Genomic DNA, 22085 nt, shown 5'->3' with positions numbered 1-22085 from the left:
GAACGTGTAGTACCTCAGCAGTTTTATTCTCGCTTGTATTAGTATATAGGTTTTATATCATACCTAATTAACATAATAAAATTAGCTAAATTTTAACCCGTCACAAACACCTGCCTAATAATAGACAGATAAATGGTTCGGAAATTCTTTCGCAAATTTATGAATCCAGCCATTGGTACACTGATTAACTAGAAAGCTCTGGCATTTAAAACTAATGGAAATACTACCTAAAAAACTCAGCCGCCTTCCAACCGTCCATCCGACCGCTCTCGTCGTAAAGTCCAAACTCGGTGAATGGACGGAAGTCGGTCCGAGAGCAAAAATCATCGAAACCGTGATGGGAGACTATTCCTATGCGGTCAACGACTGCGATATTATCTACGCTCGAATTGGAAAATTTTGCTCCATTGCCGCCGGGGTTCGTATCAATCCCGGTAACCATCCACTGCATCGAGCGGCGCTGCATCATTTTTCTTACCGAAGCAGTCAGTTTGACATGGCAGAAGACGACGATGATTTTTTCAACTGGCGTCGCTCCTTTCCCGTGACCTTCGGTCACGACGTCTGGATCGGCCACGGTGCAGTCATCCTGCCGGGACGGTCCATCGGCACTGGAGCAGCTGTCGGTGCGGGGTCCGTCGTGACCATGGATGTGCCCCCATTCACCATTGTGGCCGGTGTCCCTGCCAAACCCATTCGAGAACGCTTCGACGCATATATTCAAGAAGCCCTGATGCGAATCAACTGGTGGGATTGGAAGCGCGATAAGCTTCGCCGTCACCTGGTGGATTTTCGACAATTAAGCACCAAAGCGTTTATAGAGAAATTCGATCCTCAGGCAAAAAGGAAGCAAAAACGATAAATCCATGGGGTTGTTGCCTCCGATCCTCGCGGCAAATGCACATAACACAATTCCAACAGCATTATCTGGAACATGAGCCAAGTGATCGTATACGATTAAATTTATGCTATGATGAAAAAGTATGAAGCGAAAACCAAGGGCCGTTTCTTTTATCTAATCGGCCCTTCCGGATCAGGAAAAGACAGCTTGATCAGCTATGCACGTCAACGCTTAAATGGTAATGGATCCGTCGTTTTTGCTCATCGTTACATTACACGGCCGCCATTGACCAGCGGTGAAAACCATATCGCTCTCAGCAAAGAAGAGTTCATGCAGCGTTTTACCAGGGGTTTTTTTGCCATGCATTGGCAAAGCCATGCATGCTATTACGGCATTGGTGTGGAAATTAATCTATGGCTTATGAAGCAATGTAATGTGGTCGTCAACGGATCACGCGAGTACCTGCCACAAGCTCTGCGCCTGTATCCTCAAATAAAAGTGGTATTGATCGATGTTTCGCATGCCGAAATTAAGCAACGTCTGCAAATCAGAGGCCGGGAAAACTCGGATGAGATTCATACCCGATTGATCCATAATCGTAAATTTAAAAAATCATTCCTGTTGAATGTACCGGACATTGTCATTATTAACAACGATGGCACTCTGAAAGCGGCTGGGGAGCAATTTGTACAGCAGCTGGTATGATGCTTGATAGATTTTACGACCATCCACCTTTAATGATATACAAAATAGCAACCTTTTACATCCGCAACAGGCCAACAGGCCTGTCAATAAAGTGACCCCTAAGGCGACCTTGACAGCAAATCCATCAATTGAACAGGATACGGTTTGATTCGAGATATAACAGAGCTTTAATCCAAATTTAATTTGACTTTAATACTGCATGGTTAACATCAACCAGTAATAAACTGGCTGGCTGTTCTCGTAAAAGCCGCTATTTTATGCCGCTTCACCGCACAATATTCAATCAGAGACCGATCATGGATAACTCACTTTGCTCCGTTTAAAGAGACATAAACCAAAGAGGAATATTAAATCATGAAATATCATATTGTAGAAAACGCCGGCTTTTTCCACATAAAAATCTCCGGCAACACCAGAAAAAATGAAGCCCTTCAGGCCAGGAGGGCTTTCCCCAATTATATCAAGGAAAAGGGTATCAAGGTTATTGTAGATCTGCAGGAGTTACATGAATTTGAACTCATCACGCTCCTGGAGGTTTTAAACGGCATCCGAAAAGAGATTAACTTTTTAGGGGGATGCCTGAAGTTGTGTTCCTTAAATCCAGAGATACTGAATTATTTTAAGGAAAATCGATTAGACCAGTTCTTTGAGATCTATAAAGATGAGGAAATGGCAAAGAAGAGTGAGTGGAGAAATTATGATAAAAGATAACCAAATCATAGAATTGCAAACGAACATTTACCGGATCAGGGGCGAGGATACCAGCAGCCATAGCTACCTGATCAGGGGGGATTATAAAAACATTCTCATCGATTCAGGAGTGGATAAAAATTTTTTTAAATTGCAGAAATCCCTGCTTACACTTGGTATCAAAATCAGGGATGTTGACATCGTCATCAATACACACGAGCATTTTGACCATATCGGCGCCAATCGTTATTTCCAGGATTATTCCCTGATCGCTGCCCATCGTTTTGCGGCCACCAAGATTGCCGTGGAGGACAGATATGTGACCATGTATAAATCGGGCGATCTTAACGAACCATCTCTTAAAGTCCATCTATGGTTGGAAAACAGATTTCGCTTTGATCTGGGAAACTACATCTTAGAAGTGATGCACACACCGGGACATACATCCGGTTCAATCTGCATCTATGAATTTACCCGGAAGATCCTTTTTACTGGGGATACCCTCTTTGCCGGAGGGACGCTTTCTTATATTAGCGAATCCGGAAGTGTCGGCGATTATATTAATTCCATCAGCCTGTTAGAAACAAGGAAGATAAACGAGCTTTACCCCGGGCATGGTCATATCTCAAAGACCCCGGAAGAGGATATGCAAAAAGCCATTTTAAATGCCAGGGCTCTGTTGCAGGACGAAGAAGGAGTGGAAATTACCCACTTTAGGGAGGTCTCTTAGTTTTATTAAAATTATTACCTGAAGTTAACCAGGATGAAAAAACTAAGTTAAACTCGCATTGAAATATTTTCTTAAATGAAGGAAAAACAGGAGTAAATCGTTTCATGGACAAACCGTTGCCATTACATAGACATGTTATTGATCTGTGGCGTAAAAAAGTACCCGAACAGTTAATCATCCAGTTTACCGATAAGTGTAATGCCCTTTGCCCCCAATGTGGCATGAGGGTAACGGAAAAATTCAGGCGCTCCACCTTATCCCTCGACGTTGTCAAACGCATTATTGATGCCGCAGCACAAAGAGGTGTCCGGGTGGTCAGTTTTACCGGAGGAGAACCTCTTCTTTTTCTGGAAGATCTTGTCATGTTCATCAAGTATGCGGGAGAAGCAGGAATCGACTACATACGTACAGGAACAAACGGCTTTATGTTTGCTAACCCCCGTAGTCCTCGTTTTCAATCAAGGGTGAATAAGATTGTGGAAGCACTGGCCGGCACACCACTGCGAAATTTCTGGATCAGCATTGATTCCGTTATCCCATCTATCCACGAAAAGATGAGAGGATTGCCCGGTGTGATACAAGGCATTGAAAAGGCTCTGCCCATTTTTCATGAGCACGGTATGCACCCTTCGGCAAATTTAGGAATTAACAGAAATGTCATGGGAGATATGACCAGAAATGCTAGAGTAGCCACACCTGCAAAAGAAAATGTTGACATGCAATCCTTTGACCGGACATTTAAAACCGCCTTTAAAAAGTTCTATCAATTCGTTATTGAATTGGGTTTTACCATGGTAAGCACCTGCTACCCGATGAGCGTGGAGGATAACAAAGACATAGCCGGTCTGAAGCCGGTTTACTCGGCAACTTCCGAAGATCGCATTGTTCAGTTCAATAATAGGGAAAAGGCATTGCTTTTTAAGGCGCTTCTGGAAACCGTACCCGAATTCAGATCGAAAATACGGTTATTTTCTCCGATAACCTCTCTCTATGCGCTTTACAAGCAGTATACCGATAATTCTACATTTCCCTATCCGTGCCGCGGGGGATTGGATTTCTTCTTTATCGACGCAAAGGATGGCAACACTTATCCCTGTGGCTACCGGGGCAATGAAAACCTTGGCAAGTATTGGAGTATGGACCGAAATAGTTTAGACCGCAATGCTGTCTGCCGAAAGTGTGACTGGGAATGTTTTCGGGATCCATCAGAGCTCTTTGGACCATTAATTTCAGGCCTTTTGCGTCCTCAGGGTGCCTTCAAAAAGATGTGCCGCGATAGCCATTATTTTCGCTTATGGATTGATGACCTGAAGTACTACCGGGCCTGTGGTTTTTTTAACGGACGAAAACCACCTGACTACAGTCGGATGCAAGGTTTTTGACCGGCATGGCAATGGCTGATGCGAAATTGCGCGTAAGCTTGAGTTCATTAAAAAAGTAACTGGGAATCAAGCAACCTGTGTGATCGGATGAACTATTTTCTGGTGGTTCTGATTGTACATCTGCCACGTGTGGATGAAGGCGCTTTCAAATGAACGATGCTCCATATATCGGCGGGCGGCCTGGCCCATCTGCCTGAGACGTATAGGGTCTTTGACCAATGTCTTCATTGCGGAAAATAGGCTATTGGCATCGCCGGCCTTAACCACCAGACCGGTTTCACCGGGCAGCATATTCTCGAAAGGGCCGCCTTTGTCGGTGACAATAACCGGTAGGCCGGATGCCTGGGCTTCGAGAACCACATTGCCGAAGGTATCTGTCGCGCTGGGAAAAACAAATAGATTTGCGGAAGCATAAACTTCGGCCAGAGTCTCCCCTTTCAGGTATCCTGTAAAATAGCACGGTAAGTCTTTGGTGGCTGCCTTCATTTGCTCAAGATATGGGCCATCACCTACAACAATCAGATTTAGGCCGGGAACCAGGCCGGCCAGCCGCCGGAAAGCATTTTCCAGCAAATGAAGATTTTTCTCTTTAGATACGCGTCCTGTATAAATCAACTTCAGGCCATTCTTTATTGAGAATAACTTGTCTAAAAGACCGTTTTTCTTTTCAGGATGAAAACGTTTGATGTCTATTCCACGGGGATAGACCACGATTTTATCAGTGTTGATTCCTTTTTGAACAAGTTCATCCCTGGTACTCACAGAGGGGGCGTAGATGATATCCAGCTGATCATAATACCACAGGATATATTTCCAGGCGATATCCTCGATACCCTGATCTCCGGTCAGAATATGGGCATATTGAGGTATGGCGGTATGATAAGTTCCACTGATGGGAAGCTTGAGGATTTTAGCTGCTGCCAGAGCTGCCAGCCCTATGGGGCCGGGGGTGGCGGTGTGAATATGATTGAATCCCTTTTCATAACAGTAGTTAATCATTTCCAGCAATGGTGGGAAAAAGATTTTCAACTCGGGGTACTCAGGTAGCGTATGCACACCTATGGGCTTGAAGTTTTTAACTCCGGCCTGTTCTGTACATACCGGATCGTGACAGGTCACCACGGTCAAATTTTTTTTATTTTTAAGGGCTAACTTTACATGCTGTTGCAAGGTACGTGCGACTCCGTTAACCTCATAAAAAGTATCCGTAAAATGCGCCACATTGACCCGGTCCTTGTGCTGAGGGTCTGCGGATCGATCAGATGTTCCGGCTGGTGTGCCAATATAGCGCCTGATGATTTGAGAGGTTAAGGAACGGTCCTTGGAAAACTGCAAAAAGGATACGAAATAAGGCGCCATCAGAGTATACAGTCCTCCGGCGGAACCGATGGTGTGGAAAATGTTGAACACGTTGGCGCCGGATAGATTATCTAAAAAATGATTGCCGAAATGCAGCATCACCCGGTTGGAGGCACGGGTAACGAAGTTGAACCATTTTTGTTCCTGCTTTTTGAAATCGTTTGCATCAGGGGAGCATGAAGCAAAAAAGTCAGCATCATCGCTGATAATCTTTTCGGTTTCCCGACGCAGAAGCGCAATTAAGGAATCAGATACGGATAATTTTGCTTTTTTAGCTCTGCGGTGATTCCAGATCAAATAAATTTTGGTAAAAAGTCCCTGAGTATTATTAATATCCGGCCGAAGGCTTTGTTCTAAAAAGCGCAGCAAAATATCTTTGTTCGTATGGCGTTGAAGATCGAATTTACTGCAGTAAAACTGATAAGCAATGCTGTAGAGGTTCATTGCCATCGTCTGAGGAGTCGCAGGGTGGTTGACCACCTTCAACCGGCAACCATTAACGTCTGGTGTGAGCTGCTCAGGCGTTTCGATTCCTTCTATTTCCGTGTATGTACGCGCAATATTTAAGGAACTATGATCATCCGATCCTCCGAAAAAATTTTTTTCCCACGGGCGTTCATGCAAAGGCTCCATATTGTATTTATCCGCCATACGTTCAATATTTTTGGGAGTAAGGGCATTGAGCGCTTTTCTCAGGCATTGATTTTCTCGGCTGTTGCGTGCACCGTTCAGTTCAAAATTTTTAAAAAGAAGAAGCATTTGCTCAAAATGGGCCAGGGTTAACCGATCGTTAATCGCGTAAAGGGGATGGGCGATTATATTAAGTATTCCTTCCTTTGCCATATAGGCGGTTAAGTCGAAAATGTTTGCACGATACTTTTGAATCTCTCGATGCTGTTCTTCGGTAATATTAATTGCCAAAATATGTGCCTTACAGCCATTATCAGGGAAATATGACGTCACCTCCTCGCTTATAAAGGTATCCGGCAAATGGGCTATTTCAAGTGCGCCGTCTATTGCGTTGTGATCAGTAATGGTAACATGAGTCATCCCGTGGTTTTTGGCAATCCGATATATATAGAGCGGTTCTGTATAGCTTTCTGAACACCCTATTTTTTTTAAAATCCATTCTGATGGCCGCTTAGAGTGCATAGAATGAACGTGAAAATCAGCTTTCAAAGATGTGCTTTTCATCATCAACAGCCTCCTTTTTCAACAAATTGGATGAATTCTCACTATGTCCCAATGGACCGACCCATCGGTAGATTCTGTGAACTATCCCTGTTTTCATACTGGCGCCTTTCATCTCCTGTGCCCAGGGGTTCAGCATTTGTCATATACTAGGGGTGGACTGTTTGTCTTGGATGAGAATTACAATAGTTTTTGGTTTAACGAATTGAAAGTGTTGTCTCTTATCTGAAAAAGAGTTAGCTCTTGTATATGAAACTTTTTTTCGAATAAACGTGGGCAGGCGTCAGATAGCAGGAGGAGTAGTAAATGTTTGGTCTAAAAAATTACAAAACAACCCGACTTTTTTTAAATTTACTAAAAAAGGAATATCACCCAAAAAACTAGCTCTCTGTGCTGCATTGGGAATTACACTAGGCATTTTTCCGTTTTACGGTACGACATTGTTATGTTTCATGGCTGCACTCATATTTCGCCTTAATCATGCCGCCATTCAAGTGGTTAATTATGCGGTTTATCCGCTGTGGTTGATTATGCTGGTGCCATTTTTTAAAATAGGAAAGCATATCTTTAATGCTTCGCCAATTCCTTTCACAAAACCAGAAGAATTGATGACCATGTTTCAATCAGATGGATTTTATTTTTTTCAAACTTTAGGAATGGTAATTTTTCATGCAGTGGTTGCATGGTTATTAATTTGCCCTCCAATTGCGATCATTTTATACTTTAGTTTGTTACCTCTTTTGAAAAAGCACTCAAAGATATTTACCACTGACTAAATATACTTCTCATATCCCTTTCTATTAAACATACCAACAAAGAACTGAAGAAAGTCAATCAGTGTTTCACTTTTTTATATATGTGAGAACCATTTTATTGTTGATCTTCAGCAGTCACATTGAAAAAGGATATAAAAGAAGGACCGCACTCGATCCCTGAAGCCTTTCGATTGAATCATCTTGAGGAAAATCTTAAAAGATAAGTCAGCTTGAATTGAGATCACTCCTGTAGAAAAAGCCCCATTGCATTTTTCACAATAAACTAACCTTTATTTTATAAAAACCAAATATTAATTTTGTTTTATATATGTCATTTGGATTTTCACAAGGCCTTTCAAATCAATGCTTTTAGCCTGTTGCCTGATTATGTTGGCAGTTACTGGACGAAAGAAATGGTTCAAATGAGGAGCAAAAATGAAAACAGGTGCCTCAAATGCAGGTCGCCTTTTAAAGGTAATTAGCACCTGCAGGGAAGATAAGGATAAGCCTCCGGATATCCAGCACTTAAAAGGGCTGTTGGGAGTTCGTTCGGGCAGCCCGGAAAGGGTTGCTTCGTCTCTGCCCTTCTATACTGATGATATTACAGCAGGCACAGAAAATGAAATGATGGCCGTAGTCACAGGAAATAGTCACGAGGTAGATCTTCCGCTGACCATCAGGGAATCACGCTTTTTCAAAAATTACAAAAAAATGGTGAGCACCGGGGACACACACCGTAAGGTAATTGCTGATATTGACCAGTTTATAGAAGAAAATTCATCTCTTACCTGGGAAAACTCCTGGGTTCGTTTTGCTGCTCGCCGCCTGGGTAAATATGCACACCTTGTTTTTGAAAGAGACCTGATCGCAGACAAACGCTTTCCTATAGGCCCTTTAAGAAAGGATGTGCATAAATTCAAAATTACTAAAAAGGGGAAAGAACTCATACGTATTCCGGTGAGCTATCTTTTGAAGCTTGCCCTGGCTGAAATCACCGACTCTCCTGGGTTGAACAAAATTTCCCGAGATACCGGACGCCAGCTGATGGTTCATTTTCTCAGTGATAACACCTCTCCGGAAACTTTCTCTTTCTTTCCTGTGACTTTTACCGGAAGAAATCAAAACGGGAAGGGAATAGCAAAGGAGACTTCCACCCGTTTTCTATTGTGTCAGCTTCTGGTAATGTATGCAAACCAAAGATATGGACTGCTTTCGCAGGGGCAGAAAGTAATCGTCTGCTTTGCTCCCAACCCGCCTTTACGTCAGCGAAAATTAAACGGGATGATATCCGATGAATTCTATCGAGAACTTTTCATGAGCCCCTGTCTTTCCGGATGGGACTGTGGAGAGGAGAAGCACAAATACATGGCCTTGTGCCATAAAGTTTTATCCAGAAGCCATTTAAATGCGATTATAAAATTGAAGAATAGCGGAATTATCACCAACAATCTGGTGGTACTTCCCAATATGTCCAATATCAGCCTGGCGAACAACGGCACCCACCTCACTCTGGCAAGCCGCAAGTTAACTCAATTTCTTAAACATGACACCTCCGATTTCGGGACCTATGCTGAAAAAAATCTGGGAGACCTTGTCATAAAGATAACCGAGCATTTTCTTCCGCTTTTTGTAGGAACATACAGCGCCGCACCCTATCGCCTTAACTTTACCGATTTTCATCCGGAGCGGGTACTTGGGTTTTTGCCTCACGAGCTTGACACGACTCATTTGAGGATGATCTGGCGCAGGTGGAAAAAAAAGGCGAAAAACTCGGTTTTCCGCCATCCGTTTACACCTTTCGGACCGGAATGGCTGGATCATATAATAAGTAAGCTGTTTGGCCTCAAAGGTGACTTCATAGGGGATTTCAGGCTGATCGATTACCTGGTCTGTCTGATGAGCAGCCCGGAGAGCCCTGCTTTCAATGGAATGCCTGGAAACGACAAGCGCCTTAAGGAGGATCTTTATTCAATGGGGGTGTTTCATCCCAAGATGCCGCTCTATCTGCTCTACCGCCAGCGTGAATATTCAGCCATGGGGTTTTCAGGTTTTGAAGGCAGATACTACAGCATGTTTGAAAGTATTCCAAATGACTTGGCCCCTGCAGCAGATCTCCAAGGGCTGATCACCGCACTTGCCTTTCAGTATATATTTTCCGGGGAGGTCTGTCACGGAGATATCCCTGATTCACCTTTTATAGAAAGCGAAAGAAGGCAGATTTTCTTTGGTGCCGCCATCGGAATTCCCACCTTTTTTGTGAAGGAAGACACTGCCAACAACTTTCTGAAGAAAATTATCAAAAAGACTAAAAAAACCCGAATGAGTCATAGATACTCCGGATATATTCGAGTGTATAACACCGAATATAAAAAAGCCCTTTTGTCTACTTTGATGGAGGATGGAAAAACCCTTATTGAAACCATGGGACTTGCCTCCACCATGGAGGATCTTGATAAAAGGTTGAATCATCCGGATATTTACTCAGTGTCGTCCAGGCTCACGCAGGGAATACTTGAATCTGCAGGCGAAAAGTCACCAATGAGAATGCCGGCGGACGAATTTTTAACCTGTGCAGAAAATTACTACCTTTACGATCTAAGAAAAAAACAGATGCAAGAAGCTTTTGACATATTCAGAAACGATCTTATCTGCATTGATTCCTGGAAAACGTGGAGGCAGGGGTATTACAACAAACCACTGCTTGATATCCTTGCAGGAAGAAGTGCTTCCGATTTTATGGCATCTGTTCGCGAAGAAGTAATCCATGAGCGAGCATCGGAAAAGGTGCTGGAAAAACTGATACATCTTATGCTTCTATGCATCCATAATGATATGCAGATGGAAAAAAATATGGAAAGCAATTCATGATGTTGGCAAAGAATGAAAACGTTCATCAGTATATAGAAAGAAATTCAAAACAGGTTAGAACAGAAAGCCTTATTTGCGACCGTATCATCAAGTTTTTTTACTCCTCCTTCAAGGAACGCATGCCCTGGCTTCTTAATGCCCTGACCTCTTCAAGAACCTCTAGCCTGCTGGGATACTTGAACTACGATTGCCCAATGAGGCCTTCGCTTAATGGAACAAAAAACCTTGTCCGCAAACTCGGCATAGACCTTTCCGAAAGCATTGATCCACCGGAGACTTTTAACACTTATAGAAAGATTTTTGAAAGGAAAATACGCTACTGGGAACTCAGACCCCTTCCGGATGAATCTAACAGCGCCGTTTCACCTGCCGATTCTAAAATGCTGGCAGGTTCTTTTTATAGCCAGCACATACTATTTATTAAAGAAAAATTCTTCGATTTTAAAGAACTTATTAGTGACAGATCTCTGTGGGATTCTAGGACCAGATGGATCGATGAGTTTAAAAATGGTGATTTCGCAATATTTCGCCTCACACCGGAAAAATACCACTACAATCATACACCGGTCGCAGGAAAGGTTCTCGATATTTACGAAATTAGCGGAAGATACCACTCCTGCAATCCAGGAGCGGTTATTGAGGTTGCCTCACCTTTTAGCAAGAATAAAAGAGTTGTAACGGTGATAGATACCAACGTCAAGGGGGGTACAGGATTAGGCTTGGTGGCCATGATAGAGATTGTGGCATTGATGATAGGCGATATTGTTCAGAGTTACTCTGAAGATCGCTATGATAATCCTGTGGGAATAGACCCCGGCATGTTTCTGAAACGGGGACGACCTAAAAGCCTGTTTCGCCCGGGGAGTTCGGTGGTTGTGCTTATTTTCCAAAAAGACAGAATCCGGTTTTCCAACGATATTTTGCAGAATCTTCATCACCCTACTGCGCACAGCCGTTTTTCTGAAGGATTTGGGAAATCTCTGGTGGAAACCGAAGTGTCGGTAAGATCCCAAATTGCCAAAAGGAGTAAATGAATATGAACAATGAACTTTTCATTATCTGTTTCGGCACCGCTATTGCTTTAGGACTTGTCTGGTGTTTTAAAAACCTGCCCAAGGAAAAATGGCAGATCATCGGCTCTATACCGGTGAAAAAAGTTGTGGGCAATAAGTGGCAGGGTATTAATTTCACCTATTACGGTTTTTTCAATGCAAACGCATTTGCTCTGGCAATTACGATTTTGTTTGTTCTGTTAGGCGGGATGGGTATTCCGGAGCCTGCCGTGTTGATGATAGTCACCGCCTATCTTGGGGTCTGCATGCCTGCTTCCAGCCTCATTGCAAAACTGGTAGAAAAGAAGTCTTTTACCTTTACCGTAGCAGGTGCCAGTTTTGTGGGTATCATAATGGGACCGTGGTTGATCCTGTTGTTTGATTATATCAGCCACATGTGGATAAGAGTTGATTTGCCGGTAATTCCGATTCTCGCATCACTTTCAATTGCTTACACATTTGGAGAGGGAGCAGGCAGACTGGCATGTATCAGTTTCGGTTGTTGTTACGGCAGACCCGTTTGTGAAATTCATCCGCTATTCCGCAATTTTTTTAAAAAATTATCTTTTCGCTTTTACGGTAAAACAAAAAAGATCGCATATGCCGGTGGTCTGGAAGGCGAACAGGTAATTCCCGTTCAGGCGATCACCTCAGTGATTTATCTTATTACAGGTTTAATCAGCATGTATTTTTTTCTCAGAGGGCAATACCCCTTTGCATTTATGATTTCCATCTGCATCACCCAGTTGTGGCGATTTTTGTCCGAATTTTTCCGGGCAGACTACAGAGGTAATGGAAAGATAACCGCCTACCAGATTATGAGTATCGTGATGGTGATATACTCTGCAATCATTTTATCATTTTTCCCGCTGCAATACCCAGTAAGACCGGAGATTGTCATTGGAATCAAATCCCTGTGGACACCGGAGCTGATTATTTTTATCCAGGCGATATGGATCATTTCTTTTCTATTTTTGGGAAAAAGTCATGTCACCGGCTCAAACCTGTCTTTTTACGTGATAGGAAAAAATATATAAAAAAGCCGTTAGAGCAAATCTTATACTGTAACTATAAATTAACACCTTTTTCATCAAAATCAAACAATACTCATTCATCAATAATTATACAGGATACAGAAGCATCATTACCGGATTAAACCTTTGCATAAAAAAATAAGGGAGAATAAACGGTGAAAAAAATAGTGATTAAAACAAGCCGGCCAGAGCCTGACTCTGGTTTAATTGTATTGCTTAAAGAACTCTTTCCTGACTGCGAAATCGACGTCGCTTATAAAGAAACTGAAGCTTTTAAAGAACCTGCGCTCGATATTTCTTCAGAGCCGTCAACAGGCTATGCCGGAAATGTTGAATTTTAAGACTGTTTTAACCAAATACTGTACCAATACAGGAACAGAGGTCAACCACAATTATGTTTTATAAAAAACCAGAGGAACACCATGTCCACTGATAAATTTTCGCATACCATAAATGACCGGAAACAATGGATGAGCGTTTTGGCCAAGTCTTCATCCAGTGAGCTGGAAAATGTCTGGCAGAAACTATCTGAAAAGCCGATTTACCGGCATTTACACAAGCCGGAAACAGGCAGCATGATGGTTCGCGGTCGTGCAGGAGGCTCCGGACCCAGATTTAACCTTGGCGAGATGACGACCAGTCGCTGTACGATACAAACAGTAAAGGGATATGTGGGCAGCGCTTATGTTGCGGGGTGTGATCACAGGCATGCTGAACTTGCAGCCATATTTGACGCCCTCTTGCAAGACCCTGTTTACCATCACAATATTTTTAGCAGCGTTATTTCCAGACTCAAGTCATCCTTTGATAAGAAAAGAAAAGAGGCCTCAAAAAAGTCAGCTGCAACTAAGGTCGATTTTTTTACTATGGTTCGAGGCGAATAGCAATGCTTTCCCCTATTGACTTAAGCAAACTGACGCCAGGATTTTCAGACCCGGTTCAAGGTTCCCAACAGACCTTTCGGGCCATGCTAGATGCCATGGCACATCCGGGAAAAATCGTTAGTATATATAAATTTCTTTCGCCTCCAACTCCCATGAATCCAGCATCAGCCGCTGTTTGTATGACTCTGATAGATTTTGATACAACTCTCTGGACAGACCTTAAACCAGGCTCAAAGGGGGTGGACTGGCTTAGATTTCATTGTGGATGTCCTATTTCAGCCGATCCTTCGAAAGCTGTTTTTGCTTTAATCACTCGAAGTGATGAAATACCTATCCTCAATAAATTTAATACAGGAAGCGATGAGTGCCCTGAATCTTCAACCACACTTATTATGCAAACCGAAGGATTAAGTTCAACAGATGGCATACGATTGACGGGTCCCGGTATTGAAACTTTTTTAACCCTGAAAACAGGAGGCTTAACAAAACGTTTCTGGCAGGAAAGACAGCATCAATTCGATCGGTTCCCTCTGGGAGTAGATATTCTTTTCACCTGGGAAAACAAGCTTGCGGCTTTACCCCGTGCAACGAAAGCAGAAGGTTAAGTTATGTATGTTGCCGTAAAAGGGGGTGAAGAGGCGATCGCCAACGCACATAAACTGTTGGCTGAAAAACGTCGTGGTGACTGTGGTGTTCCCGAATTGGAAATTTCTCAGATTAAAGAGCAGTTGGGTCTTTCAATAGACCGGGTGATGACAGAAGGATCTCTTTACGATCCTGAGCTTGCAGCCATTTCCATCAAACAGTCTCAGGGAGACCTGGTAGAAGCAATATTTCTTATCAGGGCCTACCGGACAACCTTGCCACGATTTGGATATTCCAAGCCCATAGATACAGCCACTATGGAGATTAAAAGGCGTATCTCATCTTCATTCAAAGATATTCCAGGAGGTCAGGTGCTCGGTGCGACCTATGATTATACACACCGCCTCATTGATTTCGCCCTGGCAGTGCCCCAGAAGGAAAATTCGGGAACATGCCGCAGTGAAATAGTGGACGAAGCCATCCAAAAAAACATGCCGAGAGTGGCTGATCTGCTGGCAGCCGAAGGCCTTCTCCATGATGAAACCACAGATGACCAAAAGAAATATGTGGCTGATTTGACCCGTGATCCCCTTGAAGTTCCTGCTGGGAGAGAAATACGCCTTCAGAACCTTGCAAGGGGTGATGAAGGATTTATACTATCCCTTGCCTATTCTCTTTTGAGAGGTTTTGGCGCTTCTGGGCACCCTTTTTTGGGAGAAATTCGATATGGGAAAGTAACCGTGGAATTCACTCCCGAAGAATTGGGATTTGCCATTGAGATTGGAGAGATCCCGGTCACCGAATGTATCATGTTCAACCGCTTTATGGGATCGGACGATACACCTCCCCGGTTTATCAAAGGATATGGATTGACCTTCGGTCATTGTGAGCGCAAAGCAATGGCAATGGCCATAGTCGATTATGCGTTGCGCAGCAGGGAATTGGGAGAAGATTTTGAATATCCGGCCCAAAGCGAAGAATTTGTGCTTTTTCACAGTGATAATGTCCAAGCTTCCGGTTTTATCGAGCATTTAAAGCTTCCTCATTATGTCGACTTTCAGGCTGAACTTGTATTGATGCGAAGCCGGCAGTCTGAATTCAAAAATGACAGCAAGTTAAACAGAAAAATCGAAGATGAGCCGACGACTTAACGGACTGAGTAAAACTAAAAGGAACCAATCGTCCATCATGGAAGGATATAATTTTGCTTATCTGGATGAGCAAACAAAACGGATGATCCGCCGTACCATTTTAAAAGCCGTGGCCATCCCGGGACACCAGGTGCCTTTTGGCAGCCGGGAAATGCCGTTGCCTTACGGCTGGGGAACGGGCGGCATGCAAATCACCGCATCTCTGATCGGCGCTGAAGATATCCTGAAAGTTATTGACCAGGGGGCGGATGATACCACCAATGCTGTGAGTATTCGACGGTTTTTTTCCAGAACTGCAGGGGTCCTTACGACAACCCGGACACTGGAAGCAACCATTATTCAAACCCGCCACCGTATTCCTGAGACACAACTGACAAAAGACCAAATCATTGTTTATCAGGTTCCCATTCCGGAACCCCTTCGTTTCATAGAGCCCAGAGACAAAGAGGTTCGACGGATGCATGCCCTCAGAGAATATGGTATTATGTATGTTAAACTCTACGAAGATATCTCCAGACATGGTCGTATTGCGAAAGCATTTGATTATCCTGTACTGGTCAACGACTGCTATGTGATGAGCCCCTCTCCCATACCCAAATTCGACAACCCCAAAATGAATGGTATGCCTGCATTACAGCTTTTTGGTGCAGGCAGAGAAAAGCGTATTTATGCAGTACCGCCATATACAAAGGTTAAAAGTCTCGATTTCAATGATTATCCCTTTGAAGTGGAGTGCTGGTCGCAGCATTGCGCGCTGTGTGGCTCAAACGTCAGTTATCTTGATGAGATAATCATGGATGACAAGGGGACAAAATTGTTTGTCTGTTCGGATACCAACCATTGCAATGAACGTATGGTTAAAGTTCATAAGGGCAGTCGGAAAGAATCAACTGAAAATGTTGAAAATTCGATAAAGGTGGTGGCAAAAAAATGTGCCTAAAAGATTCGCATCATAATCCTTTGCTCAAGGTTAAAGCCATCAGCAAATATTACGGTCTGAGAATCGGCTGCAATCGAATTGACTTTGAGCTGTGGCCGGGAGAGGTTCTTGGAATTGTCGGAGAATCCGGATCGGGAAAAACAACATTGCTCAACTGCATATCAGGGCAACTGCCGCCTTCCGAAGGTGCTGTCTGGTATTCAAGCAATGGAGGAATGATAGATATGTGCTTGGCCCCTGAGGCACAAAGAAGACTTGTGATGCGAACCGAAATGGGAACAGTGTATCAAAACCCGAGAGACGGTCTAAGGATGCATGTTAGCGCAGGGGGCAACATCGGCGAACGCCTCATGGCCAATGGGCTTCGACACTACGGCGATGTCCGTCGCCAGGCGTTGAACTGGCTTGAAAAAGTTGAAATTGATCCGGATAGAATTGACGATATGCCCGTCACATTTTCCGGGGGTATGCTGCAGCGGCTTCAAATTGCCCGCAATCTGGTGACCGATCCCCGTCTCATTTTTATGGATGAGCCCACAAGCGGCCTGGATGTTTCCGTGCAGGCACGCCTCTTGGATCTGCTCAGATGTCTGGTTACCGAACTGGAGCTGTCAGTGGTGATGGTGACCCATGATCTGGCCGTCACACGTCTTCTGGCACATCGCCTGATTGTTATGAAGGGTGGCGAAGCGGTGGAATCCGGACTTACGGATCAGGTTCTGGATGATCCTCAGCACCCTTACACACAGCTTTTGGTTTCCTCTATATTACACCCTTAGATAAACCCTGAGGGAGCGTCTTTAAATATGAAATGTATGATAAATGTAGATAAACTAAATAAGAATTTCTTTCTTCATACCCAGGAAGAAGCAAAGATTCCTGTGTTCAGGGACTTTCATCTGAAACTGAAGCCTGGTGAGAGCGTCGCGCTGGTTGGTCCTTCAGGTGCGGGAAAGAGCACACTATTGCGGCTTCTATATGGCAATTATAAGACCGGATCAGGTAAAATTCAAATCAGCCACGACGGTCGTTCGGTAAATCTGGCAGACGCCGACCCACATAGCGTGCTTCATATTCGCAAATGGACCATCGGGTATGTGAGCCAATTCCTGCGGGTGATTCCCCGGGTACCGGCTATACAGGTTGTCATGGAACCCATGAGAGTCAGAGGTGCATCAGAAAAAATATCCCGCACCCTTGCTGAAAAACTTTTAAGTCGGCTGCGAATACCCCAACGCCTCTGGTCTTTATCTCCCACAACCTTTTCCGGCGGCGAACAGCAGAGAATAAACATTGCCAGGGGATTTATTGCAACATACCCCGTCATGCTTCTTGATGAACCCACCGCCAGCCTTGATCCTGAAAACACAGAAACTGTGATTGAAATCATAAAAGAGGCCATCGATATGGGCACATCAATTATAGGAATTTTTCATGATAAGGATATAAGAAACCGGGTTACATCAAGACGTGTAAAGATTTATCCGGTTAACAACCATACCTGCTCCAAATAACCCACTTCAGCAGATTAGATACTGCCATATTTTACAAAAAACTAACTTTGCCCTCATTAAGACCAAATATGGATTCGGTTTAAAAGCGGCAAATATAAATGATGAGATTGTCTTGCTTAAAACGATCGTTTAGAAGGTATCAAAAGATATGAAAAAATCGATTTGTCTTTATGGAGGCCCTGTATTTAACGGGAAACAACTCTATCCGAAAGGGGCGGTCCTTTTTAACGAGGAAGGGATAGTCTCTGTGTCAGCAGGAAATAACCGTCCCCTAGCGGACATCTCCTTTAATGTCAATGGTCGACTCATCGCCCCTGGAATGGTCGATCTTCATTCCGATGCCCTGGAAAAATGTATCGAGATCAGGCCCGGTGTCTATTTTGACGCTGAATTTGCCCTCCAGAATCTCGATAGAAGGATTGTTTCATGCGGTATTACCACCTTTTGTCACGCCCTCAGCTTTGCAGATAATGAACTGGGTCTGAGATCTTCTGAAAGAGCGGAAAGTCAGGTTCGGCTGATTCACCAATATTCGAAATCCAATAAATCTATTGTGCGACATCGGGTGCATGCTAGATATGAAATAGGGACCAAACATGGTGCTGAAGTCATTAAGCGGCTTTTGGATGAGCGGCTTATAGATGCTGTATCTTTTATGGATCATACCCCCGGGCAGGGCCAGTTCAGGACTCTTGAGTCTTTTATTAATTACTACACCGGCACGTATAAGCTGACCCGGGAAGAAGTCCTTCAAATGGTGGTTCGTAAAAAACGAACCCGCGAACTGGGTTGGGATAAGGCCATGCGTCTCGCTTCAAGGATACGCGAATACGATCTGCCGTTTTTGAGTCATGACGATGATTCGGTGGAAAAGGTGGCTTTGCTCAAGGAAATAGGTGTTACCGCGTCCGAATTTCCAGTTTGCATGGAAGCGGTTAAAGCCGCAAAAAATTTAAAAATAAATGTTTTTATGGGCGCTCCGAACCTCATCCGCGGTTGTTCATCAAACAACCACCTGAAAGCTTCAGATGCATTAAAAAGCGGACTATGTGATGCACTGGTAAGTGATTACTATCCCGAGTGTCTCCTGCAGGTTCCCTTTTTTGCGAGCAAAAGGCACCCCCTGGACCTGCAGGACACTCTAAAATTGGTAACCTCAAACCCTGGAGATTATCTTAAGGAAACAGTTGCAGCCGGCAGGCTTATTGCTGGCGCGCCTGCCGATCTGATTGTAATCGATCATACAGAGCCATGGGCGCAGGTATCACAAACCTGGGTATCGGGCAGATGTGTCTATAATTCGAAAACTTAAGCTACAAAGTTTCTAATTTAACAAAGATTTAATAACGCCGTAGAAAGGAGGAAAAATGGGGCAAAAAATTCCAATTAAAACTAAACATCAAGACATCCCTGTTCTGCGTACCAAGGGGCTTGGTAAAACCTATCCCAATGGAACCCGGGCGCTTAAAAATGTTGATTTCACCATTCAGCGAGATGAATTTGTATCCATCATCGGTTCTTCCGGCGCTGGCAAATCGACCTTTCTTCGCTGCTTGAACCGTTTGATCACACCTACCGAAGGGCTGATTGAACTTAACGGAAAAGACATCACCTATGGAAATGGTGCAGGATTAAAGAAAGTCAGACAGCGGGTGGGGATGATTTTCCAGCAGTTTAATTTAGTGCCTCGGCTGTCGGTTTTGTCCAACGTTTTGGCAGGAAGACTTCGATTCAACCAGGGACCCATATCCTATGGATCATCCATAATCAGACTGTTTTCCCAATTAGAAAAAGAAATCGCCTTTGAATGTCTGAAACAGGTGGGGATTGAACATCTGGCTTTTCAACGGGCGGATACTCTCTCCGGCGGTCAGCAGCAGCGTGTGGCTATAGCACGAACTCTTGCCCAGGAGCCGGATGTGTTTCTGGCTGATGAACCGATATCCAGCCTTGATCCCCACAGTGCTGAAAAAGTAATGGAAATTATGCGGCAGATCAATCAGAACCAGAAAATCCCGGTTATTGTCAACCTTCACCATATAGATTTTGCACTGCGTTATGGCAGGCGGATTGTAGGAATGGCAGATGGAGAGATGATTTTTGATGGAAAAGGCGAGGATATGTCTCCGGACACAGTAGCCTGGATTTATCAGGGCCGTGAAGGAGGAGAAACTGAAAGGATTCGTGCATATGCGGTTGCCGGCTGATGGCTCAAGGCTCGGCTGAAAATGTGATTATGTTGCTTTTAATAGTTATGCTTTGGAATTAACTTTTAACCAGGAAAAGGAGAAAAAAATGTTAAAAAAAAGAATCTTTATGATGGTATGTAGTTTTGTGGTTTTGATGATGGTCGCCGTTACTTTTGCCAATGCCAACCCGGCCAACTGGCCGAAGAAAGTCCGCATCGGCCTTATTCCCACTGAAGGTGGGGCGGATATCATTGCACGGTTTAAACCGCTTATTAATCATTTGGAGAGTGTTCTCGGAATCGAGGTTGAAGGAAAAAGCGCTTCGGACTACGCAGGAATTATTACGGCAATGACCCATAAGCATATAGAATTCGCCTATTTCGGCCCCAAGAGTTACACGGATGCTGCAAACAAGGCAAATGCCCAGGCCGTTGCTTTGGAAATGGGCGAATCCGGCCAGAAAGGCTATTACGGTGTTATTATCTCTAAGAAGGGATCCGGAATCAAAACCCTGGAGCAGGCCAAAGGTCATGGTTTTGCTTTTAATGATCCCAACTCAACATCAGGCTACCTCGTTCCCATGGTCCTGTTTAAAAGAGACCTGAAGGTGGATCCGAAAAAATACTTCAAGCATGTCAAGTGGTCGGGTTCTCACGGAGCATCTATTCTGGGTGTAAAAAACGGCACGATTGAAGTGGCTTCAACCAATGACATCGATTTGAGGCGTATGGCTGAAAAAGGCCAGGTGAGCAATGATGATTTTAATATTTTATGGACGTCGGATCTTATTCCAGGATCTCCCATGTGCGTAAGGGGTGATCTGCCGGAGAGCCTGAAAGCAGCCTATGCTGGCGCATTGATGATGTTTAACAGCGATAAAATGGGTCTCCAAAAGCTTCAAATCGGAGGTTACACACACTGTGATGATAGTACCTACGACCCCATCCGTTATCTTAAAAAGTTAAAAGCAGAGTTGAAAGGGAAGAAGTAGGATGCAAAAAGAGGCTACTCTAGAAGATCTTGCGCCGAGACTAACTCCCCGGCGCAAGATCGCCCTGACTGTCATGGGTATCACCATCTCAGCTATATTGATTTTCAGTTACGTATGGTGCGACATCAGCCCTTTCAAGGTCTGGAACAAAAGGCAAAACGCCTTTGAATACCTTTTTGGCAGGCAGGTAGATGAGATTGATAAAAAAACCGCCCGCCACAGTGCCAAAAGGCTGCCTCAAATTATCGCTCAAGAGGAAGCTCGCAGCCAAGTGCGTGAGAAATATAAGGCACTTCAATCAGACCAGAAACCGGATCACAGAAAAAAAAACAGGGAGATTGAAGATCTGGTTAAAAAGATTCTTGCTGATCAGGATCCTGTGGAGAGGCAAAGGATGATCGATGAAGAATATATCCGGTTGCTGGACCTGAAAAGGGGCGGGTTTTTTCCCCCTGAAACCCGCTCTTTCAAATTATTATCATACTCCACAGCGCTTTTGGAAACAGTGATGATGGCCATCTGGGGGACCCTTCTCGCCGTTATTGCGGCTATTCCCTTTTCACTTTTTGCCGCAAAAAACGTTCTTGAACTTATTGCACCCGGAGAAAGCTTTTTTCATCGCAGTCTCCGGTGGATATCATATTTTGTGGTGAGGCGGTTGCTGGATTCCGCTCGAGGCTTTAATGAGTTTGTCATGGCGCTTATGTTTGTTGCCATTATCGGTCTGGGGCCTTTTGCCGGTATCCTTGCTTTGTTTATCCACACGACCGGCATTCTGGGAAAAGTTTTCAGCGAGGCGATTGAAGCCATTGAACCCGGCCAGGTGGAAGCGCTTGTCTCTACCGGCAGTGGTTCCGGTCAGGTGATTTCTTTTTCCATCATTCCGCAGGTAATGCCAACCATAGTCAGCTACAGTCTGCTGAGGTTCGAATCAAATGTTCGCAGTGCCACCATTCTGGGTTTTTGCGGCGCCGGTGGAATCGGTTTTTTGATGTTCGATAAGCTAAACGGTTACCTTTACCGTGAAGTCTGCATGATGATGATCATGGTAATCGTTTCGGTCAGTATTCTGGATTACTTGTGTGGAAAGTTGAGAAATTATTTTATCTAGTAATACGTTTCATTAATACTTTTACATATTAGCTTGCGGTAAATCGAATTTCTTCCAGCAATGTACAACGGGCTCAGTATTGATTTCTTCAATTCCCTTGAGGATTCTTTCTT

22 protein-coding genes are annotated in these 22085 nt (G+C 44.0%); 20 read left to right on the top strand and 2 right to left on the bottom strand.

Translation table 11 applies throughout. The features are described from left to right. Nucleotides 1-214 precede the first annotated feature (214 nt). The 5 genes from SWH54_16050 to SWH54_16030 all read left to right on the top strand — a co-directional run bounded on the left by SWH54_16050 (nucleotide 215) and on the right by SWH54_16030 (nucleotide 4348). On the top strand, nucleotides 215-862 hold the full coding sequence (locus tag SWH54_16050) for a chloramphenicol acetyltransferase (protein ID MDY6792776.1): 648 nt from the start codon (nucleotides 215-217) through the stop codon (nucleotides 860-862). Nucleotides 863-970: 108 nt separating this feature from the next. After that, nucleotides 971-1546 (top strand): phosphonate metabolism protein/1,5-bisphosphokinase (PRPP-forming) PhnN, encoded by a 576-nt coding sequence (gene phnN / locus SWH54_16045; GenBank protein MDY6792775.1) that lies wholly within the window; start codon nucleotides 971-973, stop codon nucleotides 1544-1546. A 354-nt stretch (nucleotides 1547-1900) separates the two neighbouring features. Further along, nucleotides 1901-2257, top strand: a complete 357-nt coding sequence (locus SWH54_16040) for an STAS domain-containing protein (protein MDY6792774.1) — start codon at nucleotides 1901-1903, stop codon at nucleotides 2255-2257. Then, entirely contained in the window at nucleotides 2244-2966 is a 723-nt protein-coding gene (locus SWH54_16035; GenBank protein MDY6792773.1) for an MBL fold metallo-hydrolase, read from the top strand. The genes SWH54_16040 and SWH54_16035 overlap by 14 nt, the downstream gene beginning before the upstream one ends. Before the next feature lie 104 nt (nucleotides 2967-3070). Further along, nucleotides 3071-4348, top strand: a complete 1278-nt coding sequence (locus SWH54_16030) for a radical SAM protein (GenBank protein MDY6792772.1) — start codon at nucleotides 3071-3073, stop codon at nucleotides 4346-4348. 66 nt (nucleotides 4349-4414) lie between these two features. Here SWH54_16030 and SWH54_16025 read toward each other — a convergent pair whose 3' ends face one another. Together SWH54_16025 and SWH54_16020 are read right to left on the bottom strand one after the other, a co-directional pair. Beyond that, nucleotides 4415-6904, bottom strand: coding sequence for a glycosyltransferase (locus tag SWH54_16025; protein MDY6792771.1), 2490 nt, complete (start codon nucleotides 6902-6904; stop codon nucleotides 4415-4417). Further along, nucleotides 6876-6998, bottom strand: coding sequence for a hypothetical protein (locus SWH54_16020; protein ID MDY6792770.1), 123 nt, complete (start codon nucleotides 6996-6998; stop codon nucleotides 6876-6878). The genes SWH54_16025 and SWH54_16020 overlap by 29 nt, the downstream gene beginning before the upstream one ends. Before the next feature lie 172 nt (nucleotides 6999-7170). On the opposite strand from SWH54_16020, the gene SWH54_16015 reads away from it, so the two are divergent. The 15 genes from SWH54_16015 (at nucleotide 7171) to phnE (ending at nucleotide 21972) form a co-directional block, all read left to right on the top strand. Continuing rightward, a complete protein-coding gene (locus tag SWH54_16015; GenBank protein ID MDY6792769.1) occupies nucleotides 7171-7674 on the top strand; it encodes a DUF2062 domain-containing protein in 504 nt (167 codons plus the stop codon). A gap of 414 nt (nucleotides 7675-8088) precedes the next feature. Then, the gene (locus SWH54_16010; protein ID MDY6792768.1) at nucleotides 8089-10521 is read left to right on the top strand and encodes a hypothetical protein; all 2433 of its coding nucleotides are present in this window, start codon (nucleotides 8089-8091) and stop codon (nucleotides 10519-10521) included. Next, nucleotides 10518-11555, top strand: coding sequence for a phosphatidylserine decarboxylase (locus tag SWH54_16005; protein ID MDY6792767.1), 1038 nt, complete (start codon nucleotides 10518-10520; stop codon nucleotides 11553-11555). Before SWH54_16010 ends, SWH54_16005 begins: the two co-directional genes overlap by 4 nt. A gap of 2 nt (nucleotides 11556-11557) precedes the next feature. Next, nucleotides 11558-12610, top strand: coding sequence for a prolipoprotein diacylglyceryl transferase (locus tag SWH54_16000; protein ID MDY6792766.1), 1053 nt, complete (start codon nucleotides 11558-11560; stop codon nucleotides 12608-12610). A gap of 152 nt (nucleotides 12611-12762) precedes the next feature. Further along, nucleotides 12763-12948, top strand: a complete 186-nt coding sequence (locus SWH54_15995; GenBank protein MDY6792765.1) for a hypothetical protein — start codon at nucleotides 12763-12765, stop codon at nucleotides 12946-12948. A gap of 81 nt (nucleotides 12949-13029) precedes the next feature. Beyond that, the gene (phnG, locus tag SWH54_15990) at nucleotides 13030-13491 is read left to right on the top strand and encodes a phosphonate C-P lyase system protein PhnG (protein ID MDY6792764.1); all 462 of its coding nucleotides are present in this window, start codon (nucleotides 13030-13032) and stop codon (nucleotides 13489-13491) included. A gap of 2 nt (nucleotides 13492-13493) precedes the next feature. Continuing rightward, nucleotides 13494-14096 (top strand): phosphonate C-P lyase system protein PhnH, encoded by a 603-nt coding sequence (gene phnH, locus SWH54_15985; GenBank protein MDY6792763.1) that lies wholly within the window; start codon nucleotides 13494-13496, stop codon nucleotides 14094-14096. 3 nt (nucleotides 14097-14099) lie between these two features. Then, complete coding sequence (locus SWH54_15980) at nucleotides 14100-15227, top strand: carbon-phosphorus lyase complex subunit PhnI (GenBank protein MDY6792762.1); 1128 nt, start codon at nucleotides 14100-14102, stop codon at nucleotides 15225-15227. Nucleotides 15228-15264: 37 nt separating this feature from the next. Further along, a complete protein-coding gene (locus SWH54_15975; GenBank protein MDY6792761.1) occupies nucleotides 15265-16167 on the top strand; it encodes an alpha-D-ribose 1-methylphosphonate 5-phosphate C-P-lyase PhnJ in 903 nt (300 codons plus the stop codon). Then, nucleotides 16158-16946 carry a phosphonate C-P lyase system protein PhnK gene (gene phnK / locus SWH54_15970; GenBank protein MDY6792760.1) on the top strand — a complete coding sequence of 263 codons (789 nt, stop codon included), beginning with the start codon at nucleotides 16158-16160 and terminating at the stop codon, nucleotides 16944-16946. Before SWH54_15975 ends, phnK begins: the two co-directional genes overlap by 10 nt. Nucleotides 16947-16973: 27 nt before the next feature. Next, nucleotides 16974-17681: a phosphonate C-P lyase system protein PhnL gene (gene phnL / locus SWH54_15965; protein ID MDY6792759.1), complete on the top strand. Its 708-nt coding sequence runs from the start codon at nucleotides 16974-16976 to the stop codon at nucleotides 17679-17681. Between the two features lie 148 nt (nucleotides 17682-17829). After that, nucleotides 17830-18993, top strand: a complete 1164-nt coding sequence (locus SWH54_15960; GenBank protein MDY6792758.1) for an alpha-D-ribose 1-methylphosphonate 5-triphosphate diphosphatase — start codon at nucleotides 17830-17832, stop codon at nucleotides 18991-18993. A gap of 55 nt (nucleotides 18994-19048) precedes the next feature. After that, nucleotides 19049-19888 (top strand): phosphonate ABC transporter ATP-binding protein, encoded by an 840-nt coding sequence (gene phnC, locus SWH54_15955; protein ID MDY6792757.1) that lies wholly within the window; start codon nucleotides 19049-19051, stop codon nucleotides 19886-19888. A gap of 88 nt (nucleotides 19889-19976) precedes the next feature. Further along, the gene (phnD, locus tag SWH54_15950; GenBank protein MDY6792756.1) at nucleotides 19977-20861 is read left to right on the top strand and encodes a phosphonate ABC transporter substrate-binding protein; all 885 of its coding nucleotides are present in this window, start codon (nucleotides 19977-19979) and stop codon (nucleotides 20859-20861) included. A 1-nt stretch (nucleotide 20862) separates the two neighbouring features. After that, entirely contained in the window at nucleotides 20863-21972 is a 1110-nt protein-coding gene (gene phnE, locus SWH54_15945) for a phosphonate ABC transporter, permease protein PhnE (protein ID MDY6792755.1), read from the top strand. Nucleotides 21973-22085 lie beyond the last annotated feature (113 nt).

The sequence above is a fragment of the Thermodesulfobacteriota bacterium genome (genome assembly GCA_034189135.1).
In the GTDB taxonomy this organism is placed as follows: Bacteria; Desulfobacterota; Desulfobacteria; order Desulfobacterales; family JAUWMJ01; genus JAUWMJ01.
Note: the sequence above shows the minus strand (reverse complement) of the source record. Positions and strands in the feature narration are given on the sequence as shown.

Coding starts and splice junctions, on each gene's coding strand:
- SWH54_16050 (MDY6792776.1), top strand. CDS start 215: ATGGAAATACTACCTAAAAAACTCAGCCGCCTTCCAACCGTCCATCCG.
- phnN (MDY6792775.1), top strand. CDS start 971: ATGATGAAAAAGTATGAAGCGAAAACCAAGGGCCGTTTCTTTTATCTA.
- SWH54_16040 (MDY6792774.1), top strand. CDS start 1,901: ATGAAATATCATATTGTAGAAAACGCCGGCTTTTTCCACATAAAAATC.
- SWH54_16035 (MDY6792773.1), top strand. CDS start 2,244: ATGATAAAAGATAACCAAATCATAGAATTGCAAACGAACATTTACCGG.
- SWH54_16030 (MDY6792772.1), top strand. CDS start 3,071: ATGGACAAACCGTTGCCATTACATAGACATGTTATTGATCTGTGGCGT.
- SWH54_16025 (MDY6792771.1), bottom strand. CDS start 6,904: ATGATGAAAAGCACATCTTTGAAAGCTGATTTTCACGTTCATTCTATG.
- SWH54_16020 (MDY6792770.1), bottom strand. CDS start 6,998: ATGAAAACAGGGATAGTTCACAGAATCTACCGATGGGTCGGTCCATTG.
- SWH54_16010 (MDY6792768.1), top strand. CDS start 8,089: ATGAAAACAGGTGCCTCAAATGCAGGTCGCCTTTTAAAGGTAATTAGC.
- SWH54_16005 (MDY6792767.1), top strand. CDS start 10,518: ATGATGTTGGCAAAGAATGAAAACGTTCATCAGTATATAGAAAGAAAT.
- SWH54_16000 (MDY6792766.1), top strand. CDS start 11,558: ATGAACAATGAACTTTTCATTATCTGTTTCGGCACCGCTATTGCTTTA.
- phnG (MDY6792764.1), top strand. CDS start 13,030: ATGTCCACTGATAAATTTTCGCATACCATAAATGACCGGAAACAATGG.
- phnH (MDY6792763.1), top strand. CDS start 13,494: ATGCTTTCCCCTATTGACTTAAGCAAACTGACGCCAGGATTTTCAGAC.
- SWH54_15980 (MDY6792762.1), top strand. CDS start 14,100: ATGTATGTTGCCGTAAAAGGGGGTGAAGAGGCGATCGCCAACGCACAT.
- SWH54_15975 (MDY6792761.1), top strand. CDS start 15,265: ATGGAAGGATATAATTTTGCTTATCTGGATGAGCAAACAAAACGGATG.
- phnK (MDY6792760.1), top strand. CDS start 16,158: ATGTGCCTAAAAGATTCGCATCATAATCCTTTGCTCAAGGTTAAAGCC.
- phnL (MDY6792759.1), top strand. CDS start 16,974: ATGAAATGTATGATAAATGTAGATAAACTAAATAAGAATTTCTTTCTT.
- SWH54_15960 (MDY6792758.1), top strand. CDS start 17,830: ATGAAAAAATCGATTTGTCTTTATGGAGGCCCTGTATTTAACGGGAAA.
- phnC (MDY6792757.1), top strand. CDS start 19,049: ATGGGGCAAAAAATTCCAATTAAAACTAAACATCAAGACATCCCTGTT.
- phnD (MDY6792756.1), top strand. CDS start 19,977: ATGTTAAAAAAAAGAATCTTTATGATGGTATGTAGTTTTGTGGTTTTG.
- phnE (MDY6792755.1), top strand. CDS start 20,863: ATGCAAAAAGAGGCTACTCTAGAAGATCTTGCGCCGAGACTAACTCCC.